Source organism: Clostridiales bacterium (assembly GCA_014799665.1).
GTDB lineage: Bacteria > Bacillota > Clostridia > Christensenellales > Pumilibacteraceae > Anaerocaecibacter.
Genome location: JAAVHP010000002.1, coordinates 80,071 through 101,566, shown reverse-complemented (window position 1 = coordinate 101,566; position 21,496 = coordinate 80,071). Strand labels below are relative to the sequence as shown.

Genomic DNA, 21,496 nt, shown 5'->3' with positions numbered 1-21,496 from the left:
ATCCATTATGGAAACCTACCGCGAGTTTTTAGACAGGATAAATACGTTCGAGAAGAAAGAGATCGTATTCGGCGGCGAACGCTTCGAATGCAGTCCGTCCGTCGCGCTCAAAGTGGCGGAAGATAATACTTTTAGGAATTTTTACGGCGATACGGTCGTTTTCGATTTGCCGGGCGTCGTTAAGGAAAAGTTAGCCGAATATGTTGATCAATTGTATGCCGCCGTGCCGCCGTGCTTTTGCGAGCGGCTCGTTCCGCATACCTTTCACGCGACCTTGCACGATTTGAGTAACGCCCCTACGCTTTCGTCCGTGGCGGAAGAAACTTTCCGTAACGAGCTTAAAGTAGTCGAGATAAAGGACGAAATACGAAAGCTTGCGGGTAATGGAATACGCTTTAAAAGCAAGTACATATTCAATATGGTGAATACAAGCCTTGTTCTCGGACTGTATCCGGAGGGCGAGTCGAATTACGAAAGGCTTATGAAATTGTACTCGGTTTTCGACGGGGTGAAGAAGCTCCCGTATCCGTTAACGCCGCATATTACGCTTGCGTACTATAACGTAAATGGTTTTGACGGACGCGCGGCGGAGGGCCTGGCGGACGCTGTCAATAAAATAAACGCGGAGCTCGATTTGAGCGTTTGTGTACGGTATTTATATTATCAAAAATTCACCAGCATGAATAATTATATAGATGTAATCGAATTGAACTGAATTTCGGTTTTGTTTGGTACAAAGGGGAAAATCATGAAACGACTTTTATCTTTATTTGCAATAGTGTGCGCACTGCTTATAACACTCGGCGTATTTACCGCGTGCAGAACGTACGAGTGCAAAACGTGTAGGGATTACGGCGAAATTAACTGCGAAGATTGCCTCGGCGAGGGCAAGGTCGACTGTACCGTTTGCGGCGGCGACAACAAAGTGATTTGCTCGTACTGCAATGCGACCGGTATGGCGCGGTGTACCTACTGTTCGGGCACGGGTAGAAGAACGTGTACATATTGCGACGGACTCGGCTGGACATATGAGTACGATTATTGGGATGGATATGTAGAAAAAACATGCACGTATTGCTATGGACTGGGTTGGAACTCGTGTATATTTTGTTCCGGACTCGGCACGGAAAAGTGCTATCATTGCTTTAACGGCGAAGCGTATTGCGTGTCGTGTACGCTGGGCAAGGTAACGTGCCGGTCGTGCGTCGGCACGGGCAACCAAGATTGCCCCGACTGCGACGCGTAAAATATTAAAATCAAAAGCCCCTGCGTTTGTATCGAACGCGGGGGCTTTATTATCAGTTATATTGCTTTTAGTAAGGTTTCCAGTTTCGGGTCGGGAGTGATTTTGCGTTTATCGAGTTCGGCTTTTGACTTATACTGTGCCGCCGTTTGCATATCGCCCGAAAACGCGTGGTAAACGGCGAGCATGGCGTTTACCTTGTATCTATCCTGCGGCTTGGTGAAAAGCGCGTAGTTGTGGCTCAGGCGGTAGATATTGCGTTTGACCTCGGCGACGGTGATGTTGTACCTATTGATCTCGTACTCTTTATACTCCGACTTTTTAGAAGTGTTAAATGCGATCTTGCCCTGTTCGTTTACGGCTATATTGTCGTCACGAATGGGGAGATATGTATTGCTTATATTATGCTCGACGTCCTGCCCGAGCGCGAGCACCTTTTTACGGTCTTCTGTGGTGCTGTCGCCACTGAGAGTGATGACGTCGTTTTCCCAAATATACTCGCCCGAAAAGCCGCTGCTCAATAAAACGTGCAGAAGTACAATATCGTTGTTAGCGATAACCGTTTGCGCGTCCGGGAAGATGTCGCGCCACGAAACTATTTCGCCCGTAAGCCAATGTATAAAGCGCGGATCTACCTGCTCGAAAAATTTGATAACTGCGGGAACGAATACGGCATGGTCGAACTCGTCGCGGGCGTCGTGTTTTTTGGACATATTGACCATGTCCTTTCTGACTCTGTCGAGGTGAGCGCAGTTTTTACCGCAAGTCGAAAACCGTCCGTCTATGTCGATAGCGCCGCCGAACCCGTAAGAATGTCTATCCTTATCGCCGTTGTAGTTGCCGCAACTTTCGCAGTTCGCCTTGCGCACGCTGTCCAAATACTTGTGGTACGCATTCATGTACAGGCTGTCCGCTTTGTCCGATTTGGCGTAGGCGTCGGCAAGCTCGGCGTACTCGCGCAGGTCGATCGTTTTTTGGGGCGCGCCTTTGCCGCTACGCGATAATTTTTTAAACGCTTTCAGCTCGCGCTTCATGCGCTTAGCTATATTCTCGTTTTCGAAGTCCTTGACAGTGAACGCGTTTTTAACGCCGAACGCTTTGCCCGTAATGACGACGCCGTCCATGTCCAAAAGCTCGTATTTAATAAACTCGAAGCCTTTCGTATCGATTATTGTCCGCAATTGCGCGGCGTGATTCTTGACCGATTTTTCAACTTCCGTCATTAACCGCTCGACGGAGAAGAAAATAAGTCGCGGCTTCTCGGTGTAATTTCGAACGAACATTCGGGTAGGGTGGCCGTCGACGGTCAAGCCGAGATAGAGCAATAACGTGTTTAGTCCCTCGTCGTATTCGGTAAGAGCACAGCCCTTCGGCATGAGATTGTGCGCGACGTGCCGCACTATACTTACGTTGCTTTCCAGCTCGCGCGTTAGATTGCCCACGGCGTTAGGGTCGTCGTCGGCTTGGTACGAAGCTTTGATCGTGACTTTAATGCCGCCGTCGAGCGTGCCCGTCAAAATATTATACCCGTAGTCGCCGCGCGTCGCGCTTTCTATTTCGAGCCCCGCGACGGCGACCTTTTCCAATTGAGCGTTCAGACTTTTTAACGGTTGTTTTTTCATGCTTGATTTTCTTCGTTATATTTTTCTATCCGCGCTTGCGCGTCGGCGTAATATTTGTCGTAAGCCTTTTTGCAGTAATTATCGTGCTTGGACGGCGGCGAGGGCTCGGCGGGCCGTTCGAACGAGTAGTCGCCGTTGACCTTCCAGCCTTTGAGAAGTCCCGCGTTAATTCCGTCCTTCGGGCACTTGAACACGCACCGCATACATATCATGCACTGTCCGCCGAATTTGAGCTTGCCATTCTTTTTGATTTTTATATTTGCGGCGGGGCAGTTCTTAACGCACAGTCCGCAGTTTACGCAGTTCTTGTTCGCTTTGAACCCGCGCCCTATGATCTTCGCGCCCCAATGCTCGGCGCGTATTATCCAAGCCAAAAACCCGCCCATAAACATCTTTTTTGGTAAGTGCGGGGTTTCGCGCAGTATTTCGTTGACGTCCGCGCGGACGAGCGGCTGAGCGGTTTGCCACATTTTGTACGCCTGTTCGTCCGTGTGCCGAAATATGATGTTGTACGGCATAACGTACTGGTATTCGTTGATAACCGCGTAGCCGCGGCGGTTAAGTAGCTTTATCGTTTTGAGCGAGGAAACGTCGCTCATGCGCACCGGTTCGCCCGAGGTCTTGAAAATGAAAACGGGCTTGAACGGTTTCTTCCGGTCGCGCTTAGGGAGTGCCTTGCACAAATCGAGTATTATCTTGGGCGCGTTAAACCCGTGGATAGGGTAGCCTATGCCGATGCGGTCGAACTCGTTCGCGTCGGTCGTTTCGGGCTTTTCGCAATACGACAACGCGCGCAAAGTGACATCACACTCGCGCGCCTCTAACGCCGACTTATACTCGTCGGCGATCTTTTTCGTATTGCCTGTTCCCGAGAAATAATAGATAAGGATTTTGTTCATGTATTACTCATTTATGCGAGTTGCGTACGCGCAGAAGTTTTCGTCGAGCGAGTATCGTATATCCTCGTCCTTTTCGTGCGTGTCGTACCACAGTGACGCGTAGATCTCGTCCTTTTTGGCGAGCCTATCGAAATCCCAAACGAACTCCTTGTACAGCGGATTATACCAATGCCCCGCGCGAAGAACCGTGTACGGGCGCGCCGAAAAGCTTTCGCCGTCCTGAGTGCGCCATTCGAGCTTTTGGTACATATCGCCGTTGAACGCGGATAGAAGCTCGCCGCCGTGCGCCTTCGCCACGCTTTCGAGATCGGCTTGGGTGAGCTCGGCGTTCGGCTTGAAAAAGTCGAAGCCGTAGAAAAGAGGCGTTTCGTTATCGGTCATTTCCGCGATCTTCTTGCGGTCGGGAACGGGGAAGTCTTTCCAAGTGGCTTTTTGGAGCGCGTCGTATTTTTCTCGACTGCCGAACGCAGCGATTATGCGCGCCTCGTCGCCGTGCTTCGCCCAGTACGATGGCGCGTTGTCGTCGCGAAGAAGCTTACCGAATAGGAATTTTTTAATGAGCCCGTTCGGTGCGAGCTTGCCGAGCTTAAAGTACGGATGAGCGTTGAACACCTTGCGCCAATAATCGGTAGTCGTTTGCGACTGGAAGTGAAAAAGGTCGTTGAGCTCGTCGCCGTCGAGATACCAAACGCCGTGGAAATTGCGCGCGGCGTTGTAGCCCGGCTTGAAAAACTTTTTCGAGTTGCCGCCGATAACCGCGAACCCGTCGTCGAACGTGTCTATGCCGTAGCTGCGGTTGACCTTGCCGCCCGAAATGTTGTAGCATTTGAGCCAGAAGCTTTCGGGGATAGTGCCGCATGCGAAGCCCTCCGCGATATTGGCGATGAGCACGCCGCTGTCGTGCGCCGTAGCCCATTCGAGGGGCGCGTCGAACGTCGTGTGGAACATGAGTCCGTCGTGAATGTTATCGGTCAGCATTTGCGGGTGGAGCATTGCCGTTTGGCGCAGCACCGCCCATTTTTGTATATCGCTTTCGAGTACCGTGAACTCGCCGCGAAGCTTGGTTGCCGAGTATACGTCGAGTGGGGCGGGCATAAGTGGATCGCCGACCCTGCCGAACGGGTGCCCGCCCGAGCGGTTGCCGTATAACGCTACCGTCGAGATATGGACGAGCGCGGGCTGCGGCGTGGCTTTTTGTATGCAATCGACGAGGACGTTCACGCCGTGCTCGTTGCACGCGATAGCCGCTTTCGGGTTCTTGTCCGAGCGCGGGGGAATGACTGCCGCCATATTGATTACGAGATCGGCTTCGGCTATGAGCTTCATGACCGCGGCTTCGTCGTTTACGCCGCCTTCTACGATCTCTATCTTGTTAAGTAGCTTTTTATGTTTTTTGAGTAGCTTTTTTGTGCGCTTTGGGCTGTGGCTCAAAAGCTTGATCTTATCTACGTGCGGCGCGTTGTGCAGCGCGTCGAGCGTAGCTTGCCCCATGTTTCCCGTTATTCCCGTGATCGATATTATCATTAGTAAAATTCCTTTGTGGAAATTCCGTATTTGGAATTAAGGTTGGTTTAGGCGATTAATTGGTTTCGTCCGCTTCGAGCGCGGCGATGACGTCGTGCATTGATTTATAGTATTCCGCTTCCGACGAGTTATAAAACAACAGAAGATCGTCCTTGATATCCGGGTCGTCGAGATGTGCGGGTATAGAGAAGTCGACCGTTTTGATATACTCGTCCCAGTGCTTTATCTTGTACACGTCGCGATCGGAGTTGCGGCGGACCATTCGCTCGCGGCAGACCTCGGGCGTCGTGACTACCCAAATAACGGTAAGCCGCGCGTCGTAACCGGCTAGCTTTTTGCGGAGTTCCGCCATGTACCGCTCGTCGCGTATCTCGCGCGTGAACGGCGCGTTGATGAGCACCGTGTCGTCGTACCTGAGCGCTTCGAAGCCGAGATTGAGAATTACCTCGTACTCGTAGTCGCGGATCTGCTCCTCAAAGAAGTCGCTGCTACGGTCGTACGGCTTTTTTGCGACACGAAAAATCTGCTTGGACAGCGGAATGAGCGTGTCCTTGTCGAGATAGACCACGTGTTTGAGATTGCGAGCGAGCTGTTTGGATATGTGCGTCTTGCCGCACGCCGGCGGCGACGTTACTAAAATCATTCGTTTCATTATTATATATGTATTGTATCAAATCTAAAACGGAAGTGTCAAGTGAATTGAGGAAAATAGGGTTTTGGGCACAGGGAATACACTCGGTTTTAGGTCGATTTACAAGATCAAACTACCGTCGTGCCCTTAATTTCTAATCAAATTTTAATCTTATATTAATGACTTTATTACAAAACTGTTGTAAAATGTATATAACCACTATTGCCAGTACTCACTGCAAGCCGCGGATAATGCGCTCGGCGATATCGTTTGCGAGCTCGTATACGATACCCAACCGCACCGCTGCGAGCGGGGTCTTGTTGGGATCGGTGACGGTAGCGGTTATGGATACGTCGCCTACTTTGGGTAAGACCTTGCCGTCGGCGCTGCCCGGTGCGATAGCGCCGAACGCAATGCGTATCTTGCCGACGTCGGAGGCTTTACCGACCGACGAATCGACTGCGAGCACCTTCCGCTCGCCGTGCGCTCTATGGATATGCTCGACAGCGTCTTTAAGATTGAGCGCGGTAACGGGCCGGCGCAGAGTGCCGTACACGAACGCGTTTGCGCCGCGCTCCACGAGTATCTGTCCGACGAGCGGACCCAGGCAGTCGCCGGTCACTCGGTCGGAGCCGATGCAGAGCACTACGGGCAGTTTGCCAAGGCTCATGAGCGCGCAGTCGAACTCAAAGTCCTGCGGCTCGTCAACTTTGACCCGATCGCTCGGGCGCGTGTTTCGGTCGGAATTCATAGTAATCGGATTGTTGCCAAAACGCTGCCGCGCTATACGTACGTGCGGGACGCAAACGGACGGGAAAGGCGGTATAAAACCGCGCCGACCTGTCAATATTCGAAAAGATAATCTATCTCTGACGGAGGGTATATATGTCTTACGTTGATATAGCAATAATAGCGCTGGTCGTCCTTTGCGGAGTGATCGGCGTGCTCAGAGGGGTCAAGAAGTCGGCGCTGTCGCTCGGCGCGTTCCTGATCGCGTTCATCCTCGCGTTCTTTCTGGCTAACGTGGTCGCAGAAGCGTTCATGGGCATCGACGGCGTGAAAAACTTCGTTGTCGGCGACGGTGTGAACGGCGAACAGTTCTCGCTCGCCAAGATGATCTACGCCTTGATGCACGACAGCGAAACGGGCGCAGTGCAGTGGCCCGTTTGGGAAGGTGAGGAAGCAACCTACCTCGGCATTAAGTTCTACGCCCCCATTATAGAGCGGCTCAGCGGTATCAATATCCAAGTCAGCCAGGCGGAAGGCTTCGCTATCTATACAGCGTTTCTTATGTTCTCGGCAATGATCGGCGTGTGCATTTTCATAGTTGCGCGCTTGCTCCTTATTATCGTCACAACGATCGTTTCGTCGTATATCGGCAAAAAGAAAAGCGTTGCTTCGCGGCTGTGCGGCTTCTTGGTCGGTGTGGTCAGCGGCGGACTTTGGGCGCTTGCCATTACTTTTGTTTTCTCGTGTATGTGCGGACTTACATTCATACCCGCTTTCCAAAAGATAGAGGACGAATACGAACATCCCAATAAGGTCCTTTGCGGGTTCGTCAACGACGCTGCTTACGGGCTCAGAAACAGTATGTTCCTGCCCAGCTCGAATATGTACGGGCGCATCGTAAGTCTTGTCTATCAGCAACAGCCCGAGGAACCGCCCGCGGAAGAAGTCGAGCTCGAGCTTAAACGACTTTGGCTGTTCGTAAACGTGAGCAACCTCAATTATTCAACCACGCCTTGGGACGTTGACGAGTTTAATAAACGCACGTTTAACGAGAACGACGCCGTAGAGATCAAAACCTATGCCGACGTAGGTTTTGACAAGGTTATAGAGGCTATCAAAGAATATAACAAGCGCGCGGCTGAGATCGTCGACGACCGAGACGTCGAGATTACCCAGAGTATGGCAGAGGTATATAACGGTTTTGTTCAAGAGAACTCGACGTGCATATTTACTTGCATGTACAACCTTAGGGTCGCGCTTAGCACTTATTCGCAGCATTATGCAGACGGACAGGGTTTGACCGCGGATAAGGCTATACAGGATCAAAACTTGCTACTCCAAACCGATTACAGTAATGTAAAGAAAGCTCTTGACGATTTGTTTAATAGCTATGCCTATGTTGAGGAGCTGTTCGGCGAATTCCCCGCGTTCGAGATTGCGGTGCTTGTTCCTCAAACAAGCTTGCAAATCTCGGCTTCGTCCGCCGAATAAATCTATCTAATATCGCCACTCAAAAAACGCGCCGAACTCGGCGCGTTTTTTTGCATGTAGAGTTTTTGCCGATAAAATCGGGTCGTAACTATTGATTTTATTTTTGAATATGGTATAATAAACGGGTATATTTAGTTCAACCTAACGAGGGAAATACGAAAATGAAAAAAATTACGGGTATACATTATACGGGAGAAAGAGCGGTATTTCGGGGTCGGGATCTCGACTTTTGCGAGTGCTTGTTCGACGACGGCGAGTCGCCGCTCAAAGAGAGTGAGAATATCAAGCTTACTGATTGCACGTTCGGCTGGAAGTATCCGCTGTGGTATTCGAAGGACGTGGAGGCTGAGGACTGTTTGTGGCAGGACACGGCGCGCGCGGGCGTGTGGTATACCGAGAATATCGTTATTAGAAATACCAAAGTTCTCGCACCCAAGAACTTCCGCAGGTGTAAGGATATTATTCTCGAAAATATAGAACTGCCCAACGCGCAGGAAACGCTGTGGGCTTGCGAGGACGTCGAGCTCAATAACGTTAAGGTAAGCGGCAATTACTTCGGCATGAACTGTTCGCGCGTGACAGTCGATAACCTCGACCTTGACGGCGACTACGGGTTCGACGGCGCGCGGGATATAGTGATACGCAATTCGTCGCTCAAAACCAAGGACGCGTTTTGGAATTGCGAGAACGTTACCGTTATAAACTCGACGATAGTCGGGGAATACTTCGGTTGGAACAGCAAGAATATTACCCTTATCAATTGCGAGATAGAGAGCCTGCAAGGCTTTTGCTACATAGAGGGATTGAAGCTTGTCAACTGTAAGCTCGGTAATACTACGCTTTCGTTCGAATACTGTAAGAATATCGACGCCGATATAGTCGGCACGGTCGACAGCGTTAAGAACCCGATAAGCGGCGTTATCGTCGCCGACGGGATAGGCGAGCTCATACTCGAAGAAGATAAAGTCGACCCTAAAAAAACCAAAATAGTTGTTCGGGAAAAAGCATGAAATATAACTTTGACGAGTTAGTCGATCGGCGCGGCACTAACGCGCTTAAATGGGATATAGAAGGTAACGAGCTTCCCATGTGGGTGGCGGATATGGACTTCCGCACTGCACCCGCCGTTATCGACGCGGTGTGTAAAAGAGCCGCGCACGGCGTGTACGGGTATAACGTAGTGCCCGACGAGTGGACGGACAGTATTGTCGGCTGGTGGGAAAGACGGCACGGCTACGAGATACCGCGGGATAGGCTTATATTCTGCACGGGCGTTGTAGCCGCCATATCGTCGGCGGTGCGCAAGCTGACTACTCCGCACGAGAACGTAGTCGTGCAAACGCCCGTATACAATATCTTTTTCAATTCGATAGTCAATAACGGCAGGCGCATTCTCGAAGCGCCGTTAAAGTATGACGGCGAGAGCTACTCGATCGATTTCGACGATTTGGAAAGCAAGCTCGCCGAGCCCGAAACCACGCTCATGATAGTGTGCAATCCGCACAATCCCGTAGGCAAGATCTGGGATAAGAAAACGCTCGCGGCGATTGGCAGTCTTTGCAAAAAGCACGGCGTGACCGTTCTGTCGGACGAAATTCATTGCGACCTTACCGATCCCGGCAAGGGGTATGTTCCGTTCGCTTCCGCGTCGCCCGAGTGTGCCGATATAAGCGTTACGTGCATATCGGCGAGCAAGGCGTTCAACCTCGCGGGACTTCAAAGCGCGGCGGTGTTCGCGAGCAACCGCGCATTGTTCAATAAGATCAACCGCGCGCTCAACACCGACGAGGTCGCCGAGCCCAATACGTTCGCCGTGTGCGCGACCGTCGCCGCGTTCAACGAGGGCGGGGAGTGGCTGGACGAGCTGCGCGAGTATATCTACGAAAACAAGAAAACGGTGCGCGAGTTTATCTCGGCGAATATCCCGCAAATAAAAGTCGTACCGTCAGAGGCGACATACCTGCTTTGGCTTGATTGCAACGCGATAGATAACGCGGACACGCTCGCGGAAAGTATACGCCGCGATACGGGGCTGTACCTTTCGGGCGGCGCGCAGTACGGCGGCAACGGCAAAGGCTTTTTGCGCATGAACGTAGCCTGCCCGCGTTCTATGGTAATAGACGGACTTAATAGGTTAAAGAAAGCACTAATTAAATAAAGAAAAATAAGGAGTATACAAACTTTTGTATACTCCTTTTACTTTGTTGCAAAATTACGGCGTATATGTTAAAATATACATGAAGTCACATAAGAGGTAATCGATATATGTTACACGAAGAATGCGGCGTAATGGGCGCGTACGACTTTGACGGGAACGACGTTGCGCTTGACATTTATCACGGGCTGTATACTCTGCAGCACCGCGGGCAGGAGAGCTGCGGTATCGTCACGAACAGCTATGTCAACCTTCACACGGTAAAGGGTAAGGGGCTTGTCAACGAGGTATTTACCAAGGACAACCTGCCCACGCTTAAAGGCAAGATCGGCGTAGGGCACGTGCTGTACGGCTATACGGGCGAGGAGAACGACGGCGTTCAGCCTATTGTTTCGCGCTACTGCAAGGGCTCTATGACTATCGCCATGAACGGCACAATCACCAATTACGACGAGCTTCGTAGCGAGCTCGAACACCGCGGCGCGATATTCCAATCGTCCAGCCATGCGGAAATGGTCATGAACATGATAGCCGTTGCGCGTACCAAAACGCACAGCGCGGAGGCGGCGGTGCTCGACGTTGTTAAGCGGCTTAAAGGCGCGTTCTCCATGGTCGTCATGTCGCCCAAAAAGCTGATAGCGGTGCGCGACCCGTACGGGTTCAAACCGCTGTCGCTCGGCAAGCGCGGCAACGCGTATTTCTTCGCATCCGAGACTGCGGCGTTCGACGTTATCCGTGCGGAGACCGTTAGCTACGTCAAGCCCGGCGAGCTTATCAAAATCGACGACGACGGCGTTACGCGCTACGAGGACTGCGTAGGCAAGGTCAAGCCCGCGCAGTGCATATTCGAGTTCGTGTACTTTGCGCGCCCCGACTCGTTCATCGACGGCAAGAGCGTGTATCAAGCGCGTATCGATATAGGCAGAGAATTGTGCAAAGCCGCGCCCGCCGACGCAGATATAGTTATCGGCGTGCCGAGCTCGGGACTGCATTTCGCGCTCGGCTATTCGTACGAGAGCGGCTTGCAGTACGTGGACGGGCTTATGAAAAACTCGTACGTCGGCAGAACGTTTATTAAAGGCACGGACGAGATTCGGCGCGAAGCCGTTTCCATTAAGCTCAACGCGCTGCGTGGCGCGATCGAGGGCAAGCGCGTGGTGCTTGTCGACGACTCGATAGTTCGCGGCACGACCTGCGCCAATCTTATCCGCCTGGTAAAGCAGGCGGGCGCTAAGGAAGTACATATGCGCATTGCGTCGCCGCCGTTTGTTTATTCCTGCCCGTACGGCAGCGATATTCCCGAGCGCAAGGCGCTTGCCGCAGTGCGTATGTCGATAGAGGAAATTCGCAAGTCCATCGACGCGGACAGTCTTGGGTACCTGCCCATGGAAGCGTTCGAGCGCGTGGGGCTCGGCGGCAGATACTGCGACGCGTGCTTTACGGGCAACTATCCCGACGGCGCGAAAGGTAAGTAGTTACTTCTTTTGAAAAAGAAGTAACCAAGAAAACTTTAAGTTTTTGTTAACCGGATGTTACTGCTTGATACTTCTAATTATAAAACATAAAAATTTTTGCAATTTTATTTTGAAAAAGAAGTAGCCAAGAAAACTTTAAGTTTTTTGTTAGTGGCATAAATAAAACTCTAAGTTAAGTATAACTCAATGGATCAAGAGAACGACGAAAAACAAACCGCTGAGATAAGCACAAGAGAGCGGTTTCATAATACGCTTGTCGAGCGCGCGGAACAGATCACGAGCGTCAGGAACGACGTGTATACCACGTCGTGGTGGCAAATCGCGTTCAACTTCTTTTTCGGGTTCGGCGCGGTGGCGCTGCTTATAGTGTCCATGGTCATGGAAGGCACGACGTCCACCGTTTGCGCGATAGTCGGCGTGGTGCTCGTAGTGGTCGTGCTCGTGGCAAACCTCGCGTCGCGCGCGTACATGCCGACGAGCTTTTTGCAGTACACCTGCAAGGCGAACGGCAAGCGGTACTGCTTTCAGGTCCTGTCCAAAACGCGTTCTGGCTTTTCAGACGGCGAGCATAATATCGAGGTCGACCGCGGCGAAGCTGTCATGCTCCCCGAAATGAGCTACTCGCAATACCGTTACGACTTTTTCGTCGACATGGACGTGGATATGCGCATAGGCAAGGTCGATACCGAGACTTTCGTCGGCACGATCGAGCGCAACGGCAAGACCTATAAAAGCAAGATCGTATTCAAGGACGGCGCGCCGCTTTTCGGCACTATCGGCGGCGTGCGCATTAAGTACTTCGACGTGAATAGCAATAAAGAAAAATTCGTCGTGCCCGCCGCGCTAAGGCGAGCGGTCAAAGGGTTCGACGTGGTGTTCCCCAAGCTTTCGGGGCTTGTCGTAAAAGACGAAAAACAAATGAAGGACGCGAGAAAACAATAAATAAAAAAGCCCGTACCGATCAAGGCACGGGCTTTTCATTTGGATTTATTTTAGTGCAGGAATCTGCGCATTTCGTCGATGTTCTTTTGCTGGACGTAAAGGAACTTGTAACCGAGGTTTTTGATGTCGTCCGAAATATCCGAAAACTCGGCTATCTTGGAAGTGCATTCGGTCACGCCCTTGGTCGTGCCGTCGATGATCATCTTGGCGATTTCGCGGTCGGGCGTTTCTTCGTTTATCTTGACGTCGATCATGATTTCCGCCATCTTGCGTGTGATCTTACTGACCGATTTCGGTTCTTCGCCCTTTTCGTCGAGCTTGCGCGTGATTTGCATACATACGTCTGAGTAATCGAAAATATCCTTTTGCACGGCGTCGTGAAGCTCGCCCTGACCGATATTGTCGTTTACGTGTTCGAGCGTGTCCATGCCCATCTGCGCCGCCTGATGCAGCTGCTTTAAGAATTCCACTTCGCGCTCGTTCTTTTGCTGTTGTTCTTTTGTGAGATCCGTTGTGTTCATTGTTTCCTCCATATCTGCTTTAAATATTGTGCGCAGGTAACGGGGAAATAATACGGGATCGATAAAACTATCTCGGGAAGAAGATAAGAAGCGAGCCGTGCTTGACTGAAACGACGGCGGGCTTATCGGTCGTGGCGTTGGACACGCCGAGCGGGTACGCGGGATCGAGCTCGGCGTTGTCGAGCTCGTAGCTGAGGTTTTTAAGGCACACGCCGCTTGCCGCGCCGCCGTAGGCGAAAACGGACACCGTGCCGCGCGCCGTCTTGGGCAGGGCGAACTTGCCGTCGGTTATCACCGTCGATACGCTGTCGCGGTCGACGAGAAAGCCCTGCGCGTCGTAGGCGTTGAGATAGGCAAGCGTTGCGAAGTTCGCCGCGGTGTGGTCGAGCCGTCCGCCCGTGCCGCCGTAGATAACGAATTTTCGGCAGCCGCGGCGTAAGCCGAGCTTGACGGCTGCGAGCATATCGGTATCGTCCTTGTCGCGGTTGAGCTTGACCACGTGCGCGGCGGTGTTTACGGGCTGTTCGCTCGAATCGAAATCGCCGATTATTACGTTAGGTTCGATACCGAGCGAAGCTACGGCATTGTACCCGCCGTCGGCGGCGATTATAAGATCGTCCTTGCCGAACTTTTTTCGCGGCGCAAACAGCTCGCCCGCGCAGAATATTACACAAAGTTTTTCCATGCGACAAGTATATCATATTATACCGATCAAATCAAGCGTCGAAAAGCTTTGCGTTTTTTCGGCAAATCGTGTATAATGTATAAAATCAATTCCCATTTATCGAGGGATATCATGACAAACCAAACGGTCAAGAAAGTTTTGGATATCGCGCTCGGCACGGGCGCGGACTTTGCCGAACTGTACGTTCAGGACAAGACGACGAACGTTGTCGAGCTCAACTATAAGCGCGTGGACAACGTGTCGTCGCGGCTCATCTACGGTGCGGGGCTGAGGCTGATGCGCGGAGTGAGCCAGGTTTACGGCTACACCTCCGACCTAACCGAGCAGTCGCTTATCGAGCTTGCAAAAAAGCTTTCGGCGTCGTTCGACGGCGAGCGCGTGCTTTCCGTGGGCGAGTTCAAGCGCGTGAAAAACCCCGACCGTCACGCGCCGAAAAAGGAGCACTCTTCGCTCACTACCCAACAAAAGATAGACTATCTTAAAGCGGGCGAAGCGGTTATCTACGCGACCTCGCCGCTCATCGTCAACGCGCAGTGCGTTATGGCGGAGGACGACGAGAACGTTTCTATCTACTCGGTGACGAAAGAGCATTGCCGCGTCGTTACCGACCGCAGGGTGCGCAGTCGCGTTCGCGCGCACGCCGTCGCGAGCGAGAACGGCGCGTTTGAGAGCGGTTCGTTCACGCCCGGGCTCAGCAAGGGCGCGGAGTTCTACGACGAGATCGATTATATCGCGGGGTGCAAGCAGGCCGCCGCCGACGCGGTCGCGCTTCTTAAAGCGCCCGAATGCCCGTCGGGGAATATGCCCGTCGTCATAGGCAACAAGTTCGGCGGTGTGCTTTTCCACGAGGCGTGCGGACACCCGTTAGAGGGCACGGCGATCTCGCACGGTTCGTCGCCGTTCGCGGGCAAGCTCGGCACGATGGTTGCCAGCCCGCTCGTCACCGCTATCGACGACGGCACGATCGCGAACGGCTGGGGCAGCGAGAACTTCGACGACGAGGGCGAGCCGTCCACGCGTAACGTTCTTATCGAGAAAGGCGTGCTCAAATCGTACATGGTCGACACCTTCGACGGGCGGAGGCTGGGCATGAAATCGACGGGCGCGTGCCGCCGCGAGTCGTACAAGTATATGCCGACTACGCGCATGACCAATACTTATATTGCGGCGGGCGAGAGCTCGCCCGAGGATATTATTAAGGCGACTAAGTTCGGGCTGTACTGCGAGTCGTTCGGCGGCGGCTCGGTCAACCCCGTCACCGACAAGTTCAACTTCACTTCGTCCAAGACCTACGTCATTAAGGACGGCAAGCTCGATCACCTCGTAAAAGCGGCGTGCCTGGTCGGCTACGGCTATGCAGTCCTGCCGCGTATCGACATGGTGGGAAGCGACGAAGAGCTCGCGGCGGGTATGTGCGGCGCGGCTTCGGGCTCGGTGCCCGCGGCGGTCGGTCAGCCGACGTTGCGCGTGTCGGAGATGACCGTCGGCGGCAAGGGCGAAAGCGTTAATTAGGAATTACGGGTGAATATTATGTTGAATATAGATAAACTTTTCAAAGCCGCGGAAAAAGCGGGGATAGATATTTTCGAAGCGCGGATATCGACGACGAGCAAGCTGTCGCTGTCCACATTCAATACCGAGCGCGAGAGCTTTACGGTAGCCGACGACTGCGTGCTTAAAGTGCGCGGAACAGTCGGCGGAAAGAGCGGGGTTTTCACTTCCGACCGCGTCGACGACGAGGTTATAGATACTGCGATAGCAGCGCTCAAAGACGCCGCCGCTTACGGCAATCCGCTCGATGAGGAGTTCTTCGTCAAGGGCGGGGCGTACGAATATGAACAGGTAAACACCTATAATGATAAACTCGCTAAGGTCGAAGCGGGCGAGTATATTTCGCTTGCGAAACGCATTGCGCAAAAAGCGCTCGACAGCGATAAGCACGTAGAGAACGTGAGCGTAGAGATCGAATACGAGTGCGAAACCGAAAAGCTGTATAACAGTCGCGGACTGCGGCTCGAACGCTCGCAAAACTACGCGATGATTTACGCGAGCGCGAAGGCAGCGAACGTGAACGAAGTGCAGAGCGGTTCGCACTACGCAATACTTTCTTCACTCGACGGGTTCGATGAAAATAAGTTCGCCGCTACGCTCGTAGCTAACGCCGTGGAAGCGCTCGGCGGCGGCTCTATCGAAACGGGCAAGTATACCGTGGTCTACACGCCCGAGTGTGCGGCGGTCTTGCTCAAAACCATGTGCGACGGGTTTTCGGCATTCAACGTTGAACAGCACGTGTCGCTGTTAGAGGGTAAGATAGGAACCAAAGCGTTCGCCGAGAACTTCTCGCTGTCGCAAACGCCGATAGGATCCGACGTGTTCTGTTCACCCTTCGACGCCGAGGGCGTGCCGCAGCAAAACCGCGTGCTTGTGGATAAGGGCGTGCCGACGGGGTACGTTTACGACCTCGCGACAGCTAAGCGCGCGGGCGTTAAGTCGACGGGTAACGGCAGGCTTGTGGGCGGCAACGTTCGCCCTGCGGTGGGGTTCGTCACCGTGCACGCGGGTACGCTCGACCTTGACGGACTGTTCAAGGCTGTGGGCGACGGCGTGTATATAACCGATCTCGGCGGCGTGTCGACGGGTATCGACGGGCGGTCGGGCAACTACTCGTTGCAGGCGAACGGGTTCATTATCAAGAACGGAAAAAAGGCTGTGCCCGTGTCGCTTATGACGGTTGCCGGAAATATTGTCACCGATTTTAAGAACCTTATGGCGGTCGCTAACGACAGCACGCTCACGTATTACGGCGTTAAAACCCCGTCGGTGGCTATACGTGGATTATCTATATCAGGTGTTAAAGATAATTAGGGAATAAGGTTATTATGAAAGTCTTTGCAATGATAACGAACGGAACGGAGGAGGTCGAGTGCCTTGCCGTTGTGGATATTCTTCGGCGCGCGGGGATAGATACCGTGCTCGTCGGCGTTGGCGGTAAAACGGTAGTCAGCTCGCACGGCGTGACGGTGACCGCGGACGTAGAGATAGACGACGTCGATTTTTTAGACGCCGACGTTATTTTTGTGCCGGGCGGTATGCCTGGAACGAAAAACCTCGCGGCGTGCGGCAAGCTTATAGACGCGCTTAAAATTCAGGATAAAGCGAACAAGCGCATTGCGGCGGTGTGTGCCGCGCCGTCGCTCGTTCTCGGCGCGAACGGGTTTCTTAAAGGTAAAAAAGCGATTTGCTTCCCCGGTATGGAAGACAATATGCTCGACGCGACGGTCGTTACGGGCGCGCGCGTAGTCACCGACGGGAATATCACGACTGCGCGCGGTCTTGGCTGTTCTATCGAGCTCGGGCTCGAACTTGTTAGGCTCTTGCTCGGCGAGGACAAGGCGGCGGAGATAAAAGGGAAGATACAATTCTAATTAGGAATTAGTAATTAGAAATTAGGAATTGGTTGGTGGTACGGCTTAACCACTATGCGCGGGTTCCGCTAGATCCCTCCGCTACGGTCGGGATGATGGAATTGTAGCTTTACTTGTTGTAACGATATTTTCGAAAAGCAAATTCAACCTACCATCATACCGAGCGAAGTCGAGGTATCTAGGCGAACTGCCGCAAGGTTGTAAACATAAACGAACGTGCGCTAAATTCTTTATCACCGCGAAGCGGTCAGTCATTCATAATTCACAATTCCTAATTATCCCTATATTCCTTCAATATCGTACAAAAAAAACCATATAAAATATGGTATACAAAAACCGTATGAGCAAAAGCAAAACAAAAATAAGCCCGCTCGTATGGTTATCGGCGGCGGTCGTGCTCGTCGTGTGCTGCGGCGGAAAGCTTTACGGTTTGATCCCGTTCGGCGCGGCGGCGTTTTGCGCGCTGTCGTGCGAGGTATTCATTGGGCTTGTCGCGCCGCTGTATTTGCTGTGCGCGTTTTTATTCACGTTCGAGGTGTGGCGGCTGTACACTGCGGGCGCGGTCATTTTCGTAATGGCGGTGCGGTGGTTCTTGGCGCTCAAAATTCCGCGCTTCGGTAAGCCCGTATCTAAATATTTGTTCTCGGCGTTTGCCGTAGTGCTCGACGCGGTGCTTAGCGGACTGTTCATGCCGACAGCCGACGCGGCGTTATCGGGGGTCGTCGGGCTGTTGTTCTTGTATTTCGCGTTCCGCGCCGCCGTCGTGGTCAAGCTCAAATTCGGGCGCAAATGCGGCGTGACCGAAGCCGCGGCAATGTTCGTTATTTCTATCGTGGCGGGGCTGTGCTTTGCTCGCGCTTTCGTTTCGCAGTTTTTGATCGGGCTCGCGCCCGCGTTCTTCCTACTGCTAATGCTCGGCGTGAGCGGAAGCCTGCCCGCGCTCGTTTGCGGTAGCGGGGTGGCGGTGGGGCTCGGACTCGCGTTCTCGCCGACGCTCGGGCTGTCCATGCTTCCGCTGTTGCTCGCGATCGTGGCGTTCGGCAGTCTGCCGCGCATCGTAACCTCGATCACCGCGATCGGCGTGTATGCGGCGACCGCCGTTCTTCTCGGCGTCGATCCCGTCGCTATGGGTTGGAACTGCCTCATGCTCGCGGCGGGCGGGTTTCTATTCTGCATACTGCCGCGGCTCGCCGTTCAAAAGGTGCGGAGCTATTTCGATTTCGACGGGTCGGCGCGGCTCGCCGTTAGGCACTACATAAACCGCTCCAAGGCGGACGCGGGCAACCGTATGCTCGCCGTCGCTTCGGTGTTCGACGAAACGGCGCGGCTCATGAACGCGGTGGGCGACGCCACGCCCGACTACGTGGCTATCGGCATGACGCTCGCCGATAAGGTTTGCCCGTACTGTCCCGCGCGTAGCGCGTGCGACAGGGTGACGGCGGACCAAGCGTTCGCCCTGCTCGCCGAGCGCGCACACCGCGGCAAGGCGATAATATCCGACCTTCCCGAGTTCTTTACGAGTTCGTGCGCCATGTGCCCCGACGTTATAAGCGCGTCCGCGAGCATAACCGACGCGGCGCGGGCGCGTGCGCGCGAAAGAGAGAGCGAGGACAAAGCCAAGGTGATCGTCACCGAGCGGCTGAAAGCCATAAAGGACGTGCTCGAAGAACTGGGCAAGAGCCAAGCCCAGCCCGTCGGGTTCGACGGCACGACCGAGCGGCGTATCGTGAACGAGCTCAACAACAACGGCGTGGAGTGCGCCGAGGTGTTCTGTTCGAGCACGGGCGGCGTGACGGCTGTCGTCAGAACGCAGTCGGCGGCGCGCGAGAGCATACGCAAGGCGGTAAGCGTTTGCATGAAGCGTAACTACGAGGTGAGCGCGCTCGAAAAAACACAGGCGGCGGGGTGGAGCGTTGCAATGCTCAAACGCAAGCCGAGCTACGAAGCGGTGTACGCGCGGGCGGGCTTGGGCAAGGACGGGATCTCGGGCGACAGCTATACGTTTGAAAGAATAGGCGACAGGTTTTTGACCGCGCTGTGCGACGGCATGGGCAGCGGCGTTCGCGCGAGCGAGAGCAGCAGCGCCGCCGTCGAGCTTATAGAATGCTTCTACCGCGCGGGGTTTGACAGTCAGTCGGTGCTGACGGGCGTGAACAGGTTTTTGAAGCTACCTACTACCGAGAACTATTCGGCGTCCGACGTAGCCGTGTTTGACCTCGACAACGCGTCGGTCGATATAATAAAGATAGGCGCGCCGCCGTGCTATATCAAAACGGCTGACACCGTGCTTAGGATAGAGGGGAGCGCACTGCCTATCGGCGTGCTCGACGAAATGCGCCCCGTCGTCACGACCAAACGCCTGTACCCCGGGCAAATGCTGATACTCGTTACCGACGGCGTGAGCGATTGCTTCGAGGGCGACGAGCTGCCCGAGTTCATAAACGGGCTGTCTGCGTTCAATCCCGAAACGGCGGTGAACGCGCTCATTAACCGCGCGTTGGAGCTTTCGGGCGGCGTGCCCCGTGACGATATGACCGCCGTCGCAGTCCGCCTTTTCGACGCACCCAAAAAGAAAATAAAGATCAAGAGCGAGAAAATAACTGTCAAAAAACAAAAATAAAAAATCGGCTGTGCCATGCGATAGGGTACAGCCGATTTTTTGTTAAACGTGATTAATTGATAAGTTCGTCAATATTGATTTCAAATATTTCACCCAACTTGCGAAGCATACAAATATTAGGCTCGGTTCGACCTTGTTCCCAATTTGCATAGCAACTCTCTACTACGTTGAGCTTGTCCGCGACTTGTTTTTGAGTAAGTCCGGATGATTTTCGCGTGTCTTTTAGGTTTTTACAAAAAATATTATCCATGAAAAAATTTTACAAGAAACTAGATAAAATGTCTTGACACTAGATAAAATGTCTAGTATAATATAATCTATTAGAGAAATATGCTGTGCATACTTCAAATATGAAGGCATTATAGTAAAAATACACGTTGACTATAAGCCCAAAAGGAGAAATAATGAAGAAGAAGCTTTTACTCACTTTAACGCTTGTCGTTTGTGTGCTTTGCTGTGCCCTCGGTCTTATCTGCTGCGGAAACGGCGGCGATGACGGCGGGGACGGAAAGAACGAAGTCACGTCCATTCATTGCAGTTACGATCAACTGTATTTCGGTTCGAACGGATACGACTATTCTCCGGTGCGATTGACGGTAGAAACCGATACCTTGGAGACGTTATTGGATGCCGATATAAATTGGTGGTCGGATAACCCCGAGGTCGCAACCGTAGACAAAACCGGTTTGGTGACGCCTGTCGCAAGCGGGAATACCGTTATCCACGCCGAATATATGAAAATGGAAGCGACCTGCAACGTCAGCGTGAATGACAAATACGACCCGAACGAAAAACCGGGCACCGGCGAAGACCCGATTGCGCCCGAAGTGTTGAATGTTTATACGTTCTATGATTTGATTGGCGAAGGAAGCTCTTATTACAATCACGATATGGCTATGCGAGGCAATCTCGGCTCTACCATAACGCTCTACAATAACAATACCTTTTATTATAAGTTCGGCGATAACTATATGAAAGGCTCGTACAGTAAAAGCGACGACACTATTACCATTACCGTCGAGGAAAACGACGTTTCGGAGAGTTCCAACGGCAGCTCTATGGATTACACCGTAGATGGCGACAAACTCATACAGTCGACGCCCTCTATGGGATTCCAACCTGTGTATATCCTGCGTGGCGACGGACCGGCTGACAGCTTGGGACAGCTTGCGGGTAAGAACTACGTGTTTTCCACTTTCAGAAGCAACGCGTTTGATCAGTCGCTTGCCGTTGCCGTCAGGAACGGATACAATGGCGCAACTGCTTCGTTCGCCGCCGACGGCACGTACAGCATTACGGTCACGAACGAGGGCGGCGTTATTCGGCAGTCGGGCGAGTATTACTGCACCGTCGACGGTAAGGGATATATGACCGTTGAGGAGACGGTAGGTCCGCAGTACGAAATGTTGCAGAGCGCTGGCGCGTACTCTATCGTCGTATCGAACGGCACGCTCACTATGTCGTTCGGTGAATACGATGTTTTCGAGTACGTACTCGCAGAGTAAGTTAAAATAATATAATCGAAAAAACAAGC

20 protein-coding genes are annotated in these 21,496 nt (G+C 52.9%); 12 read left to right on the top strand and 8 right to left on the bottom strand.

The genetic code is table 11. The features are described 5' to 3' along the window. Positions 1–7 precede the first annotated feature (7 nt). Positions 8–715: a ligT like phosphoesterase gene (locus HDT28_00480; protein ID MBD5131064.1), complete on the top strand. Its 708-nt coding sequence runs from the start codon at positions 8–10 to the stop codon at positions 713–715. Between the two features lie 33 nt (positions 716–748). After that, positions 749–1,246: a hypothetical protein gene (locus HDT28_00475; GenBank protein MBD5131063.1), complete on the top strand. Its 498-nt coding sequence runs from the start codon at positions 749–751 to the stop codon at positions 1,244–1,246. Between the two features lie 56 nt (positions 1,247–1,302). Here HDT28_00475 and HDT28_00470 read toward each other — a convergent pair whose 3' ends face one another. From HDT28_00470 to yyaC, 5 genes are all read right to left on the bottom strand, one after another. Further along, the gene (locus HDT28_00470; GenBank protein ID MBD5131062.1) at positions 1,303–2,865 is read right to left on the bottom strand and encodes a hypothetical protein; all 1,563 of its coding nucleotides are present in this window, start codon (positions 2,863–2,865) and stop codon (positions 1,303–1,305) included. After that, positions 2,862–3,764 carry a 4Fe-4S ferredoxin gene (locus HDT28_00465; GenBank protein ID MBD5131061.1) on the bottom strand — a complete coding sequence of 301 codons (903 nt, stop codon included), beginning with the start codon at positions 3,762–3,764 and terminating at the stop codon, positions 2,862–2,864. Before HDT28_00465 ends, HDT28_00470 begins: the two co-directional genes overlap by 4 nt. A gap of 3 nt (positions 3,765–3,767) precedes the next feature. Beyond that, the gene (locus HDT28_00460) at positions 3,768–5,288 is read right to left on the bottom strand and encodes an NAD-dependent epimerase/dehydratase family protein (GenBank protein ID MBD5131060.1); all 1,521 of its coding nucleotides are present in this window, start codon (positions 5,286–5,288) and stop codon (positions 3,768–3,770) included. 55 nt (positions 5,289–5,343) lie between these two features. Then, positions 5,344–5,943, bottom strand: coding sequence for an ATP-binding protein (locus tag HDT28_00455; protein ID MBD5131059.1), 600 nt, complete (start codon positions 5,941–5,943; stop codon positions 5,344–5,346). Positions 5,944–6,151: 208 nt separating this feature from the next. Beyond that, positions 6,152–6,670: a spore protease YyaC gene (gene yyaC / locus HDT28_00450; GenBank protein MBD5131058.1), complete on the bottom strand. Its 519-nt coding sequence runs from the start codon at positions 6,668–6,670 to the stop codon at positions 6,152–6,154. A 134-nt stretch (positions 6,671–6,804) separates the two neighbouring features. Here yyaC and HDT28_00445 point away from each other — a divergent pair, with 134 nt between their 5' ends. The 5 genes from HDT28_00445 (at position 6,805) to HDT28_00425 (ending at position 12,711) form a co-directional block, all read left to right on the top strand. Continuing rightward, positions 6,805–8,139, top strand: a complete 1,335-nt coding sequence (locus HDT28_00445) for a hypothetical protein (GenBank protein MBD5131057.1) — start codon at positions 6,805–6,807, stop codon at positions 8,137–8,139. Positions 8,140–8,300: 161 nt separating this feature from the next. Beyond that, positions 8,301–9,149, top strand: coding sequence for a DUF3737 family protein (locus HDT28_00440; GenBank protein ID MBD5131056.1), 849 nt, complete (start codon positions 8,301–8,303; stop codon positions 9,147–9,149). Next, entirely contained in the window at positions 9,146–10,297 is a 1,152-nt protein-coding gene (locus tag HDT28_00435) for a pyridoxal phosphate-dependent aminotransferase (protein ID MBD5131055.1), read from the top strand. The genes HDT28_00440 and HDT28_00435 overlap by 4 nt, the downstream gene beginning before the upstream one ends. 107 nt (positions 10,298–10,404) lie before the next feature. Next, positions 10,405–11,769 carry an amidophosphoribosyltransferase gene (gene purF / locus HDT28_00430; protein MBD5131054.1) on the top strand — a complete coding sequence of 455 codons (1,365 nt, stop codon included), beginning with the start codon at positions 10,405–10,407 and terminating at the stop codon, positions 11,767–11,769. Positions 11,770–11,955: 186 nt separating this feature from the next. Continuing rightward, on the top strand, positions 11,956–12,711 hold the full coding sequence (locus HDT28_00425) for a hypothetical protein (GenBank protein MBD5131053.1): 756 nt from the start codon (positions 11,956–11,958) through the stop codon (positions 12,709–12,711). Positions 12,712–12,761: 50 nt separating this feature from the next. Here HDT28_00425 and HDT28_00420 read toward each other — a convergent pair whose 3' ends face one another. Both HDT28_00420 and HDT28_00415 read right to left on the bottom strand, forming a co-directional pair. Beyond that, a complete protein-coding gene (locus HDT28_00420) occupies positions 12,762–13,232 on the bottom strand; it encodes a hypothetical protein (protein MBD5131052.1) in 471 nt (156 codons plus the stop codon). Between the two features lie 67 nt (positions 13,233–13,299). Next, positions 13,300–13,917, bottom strand: coding sequence for a thiamine diphosphokinase (locus tag HDT28_00415; GenBank protein ID MBD5131051.1), 618 nt, complete (start codon positions 13,915–13,917; stop codon positions 13,300–13,302). Between the two features lie 111 nt (positions 13,918–14,028). Here HDT28_00415 and HDT28_00410 point away from each other — a divergent pair, with 111 nt between their 5' ends. The 4 genes from HDT28_00410 (at position 14,029) to HDT28_00395 (ending at position 19,962) form a co-directional block, all read left to right on the top strand. Next, positions 14,029–15,429 carry a TldD/PmbA family protein gene (locus HDT28_00410; protein MBD5131050.1) on the top strand — a complete coding sequence of 467 codons (1,401 nt, stop codon included), beginning with the start codon at positions 14,029–14,031 and terminating at the stop codon, positions 15,427–15,429. A gap of 18 nt (positions 15,430–15,447) precedes the next feature. Next, positions 15,448–16,782 (top strand): TldD/PmbA family protein, encoded by a 1,335-nt coding sequence (locus HDT28_00405; protein ID MBD5131049.1) that lies wholly within the window; start codon positions 15,448–15,450, stop codon positions 16,780–16,782. An 11-nt stretch (positions 16,783–16,793) separates the two neighbouring features. After that, positions 16,794–17,342, top strand: coding sequence for a DJ-1/PfpI family protein (locus HDT28_00400; protein ID MBD5131048.1), 549 nt, complete (start codon positions 16,794–16,796; stop codon positions 17,340–17,342). 340 nt (positions 17,343–17,682) lie between these two features. After that, on the top strand, positions 17,683–19,962 hold the full coding sequence (locus HDT28_00395) for a SpoIIE family protein phosphatase (GenBank protein ID MBD5131047.1): 2,280 nt from the start codon (positions 17,683–17,685) through the stop codon (positions 19,960–19,962). A gap of 52 nt (positions 19,963–20,014) precedes the next feature. Here HDT28_00395 and HDT28_00390 read toward each other — a convergent pair whose 3' ends face one another. Continuing rightward, entirely contained in the window at positions 20,015–20,212 is a 198-nt protein-coding gene (locus HDT28_00390; protein MBD5131046.1) for a helix-turn-helix transcriptional regulator, read from the bottom strand. A 154-nt stretch (positions 20,213–20,366) separates the two neighbouring features. Here HDT28_00390 and HDT28_00385 point away from each other — a divergent pair, with 154 nt between their 5' ends. Then, complete coding sequence (locus HDT28_00385) at positions 20,367–21,467, top strand: hypothetical protein (protein MBD5131045.1); 1,101 nt, start codon at positions 20,367–20,369, stop codon at positions 21,465–21,467. The last annotated feature ends 29 nt before the right edge of the window (positions 21,468–21,496 follow it).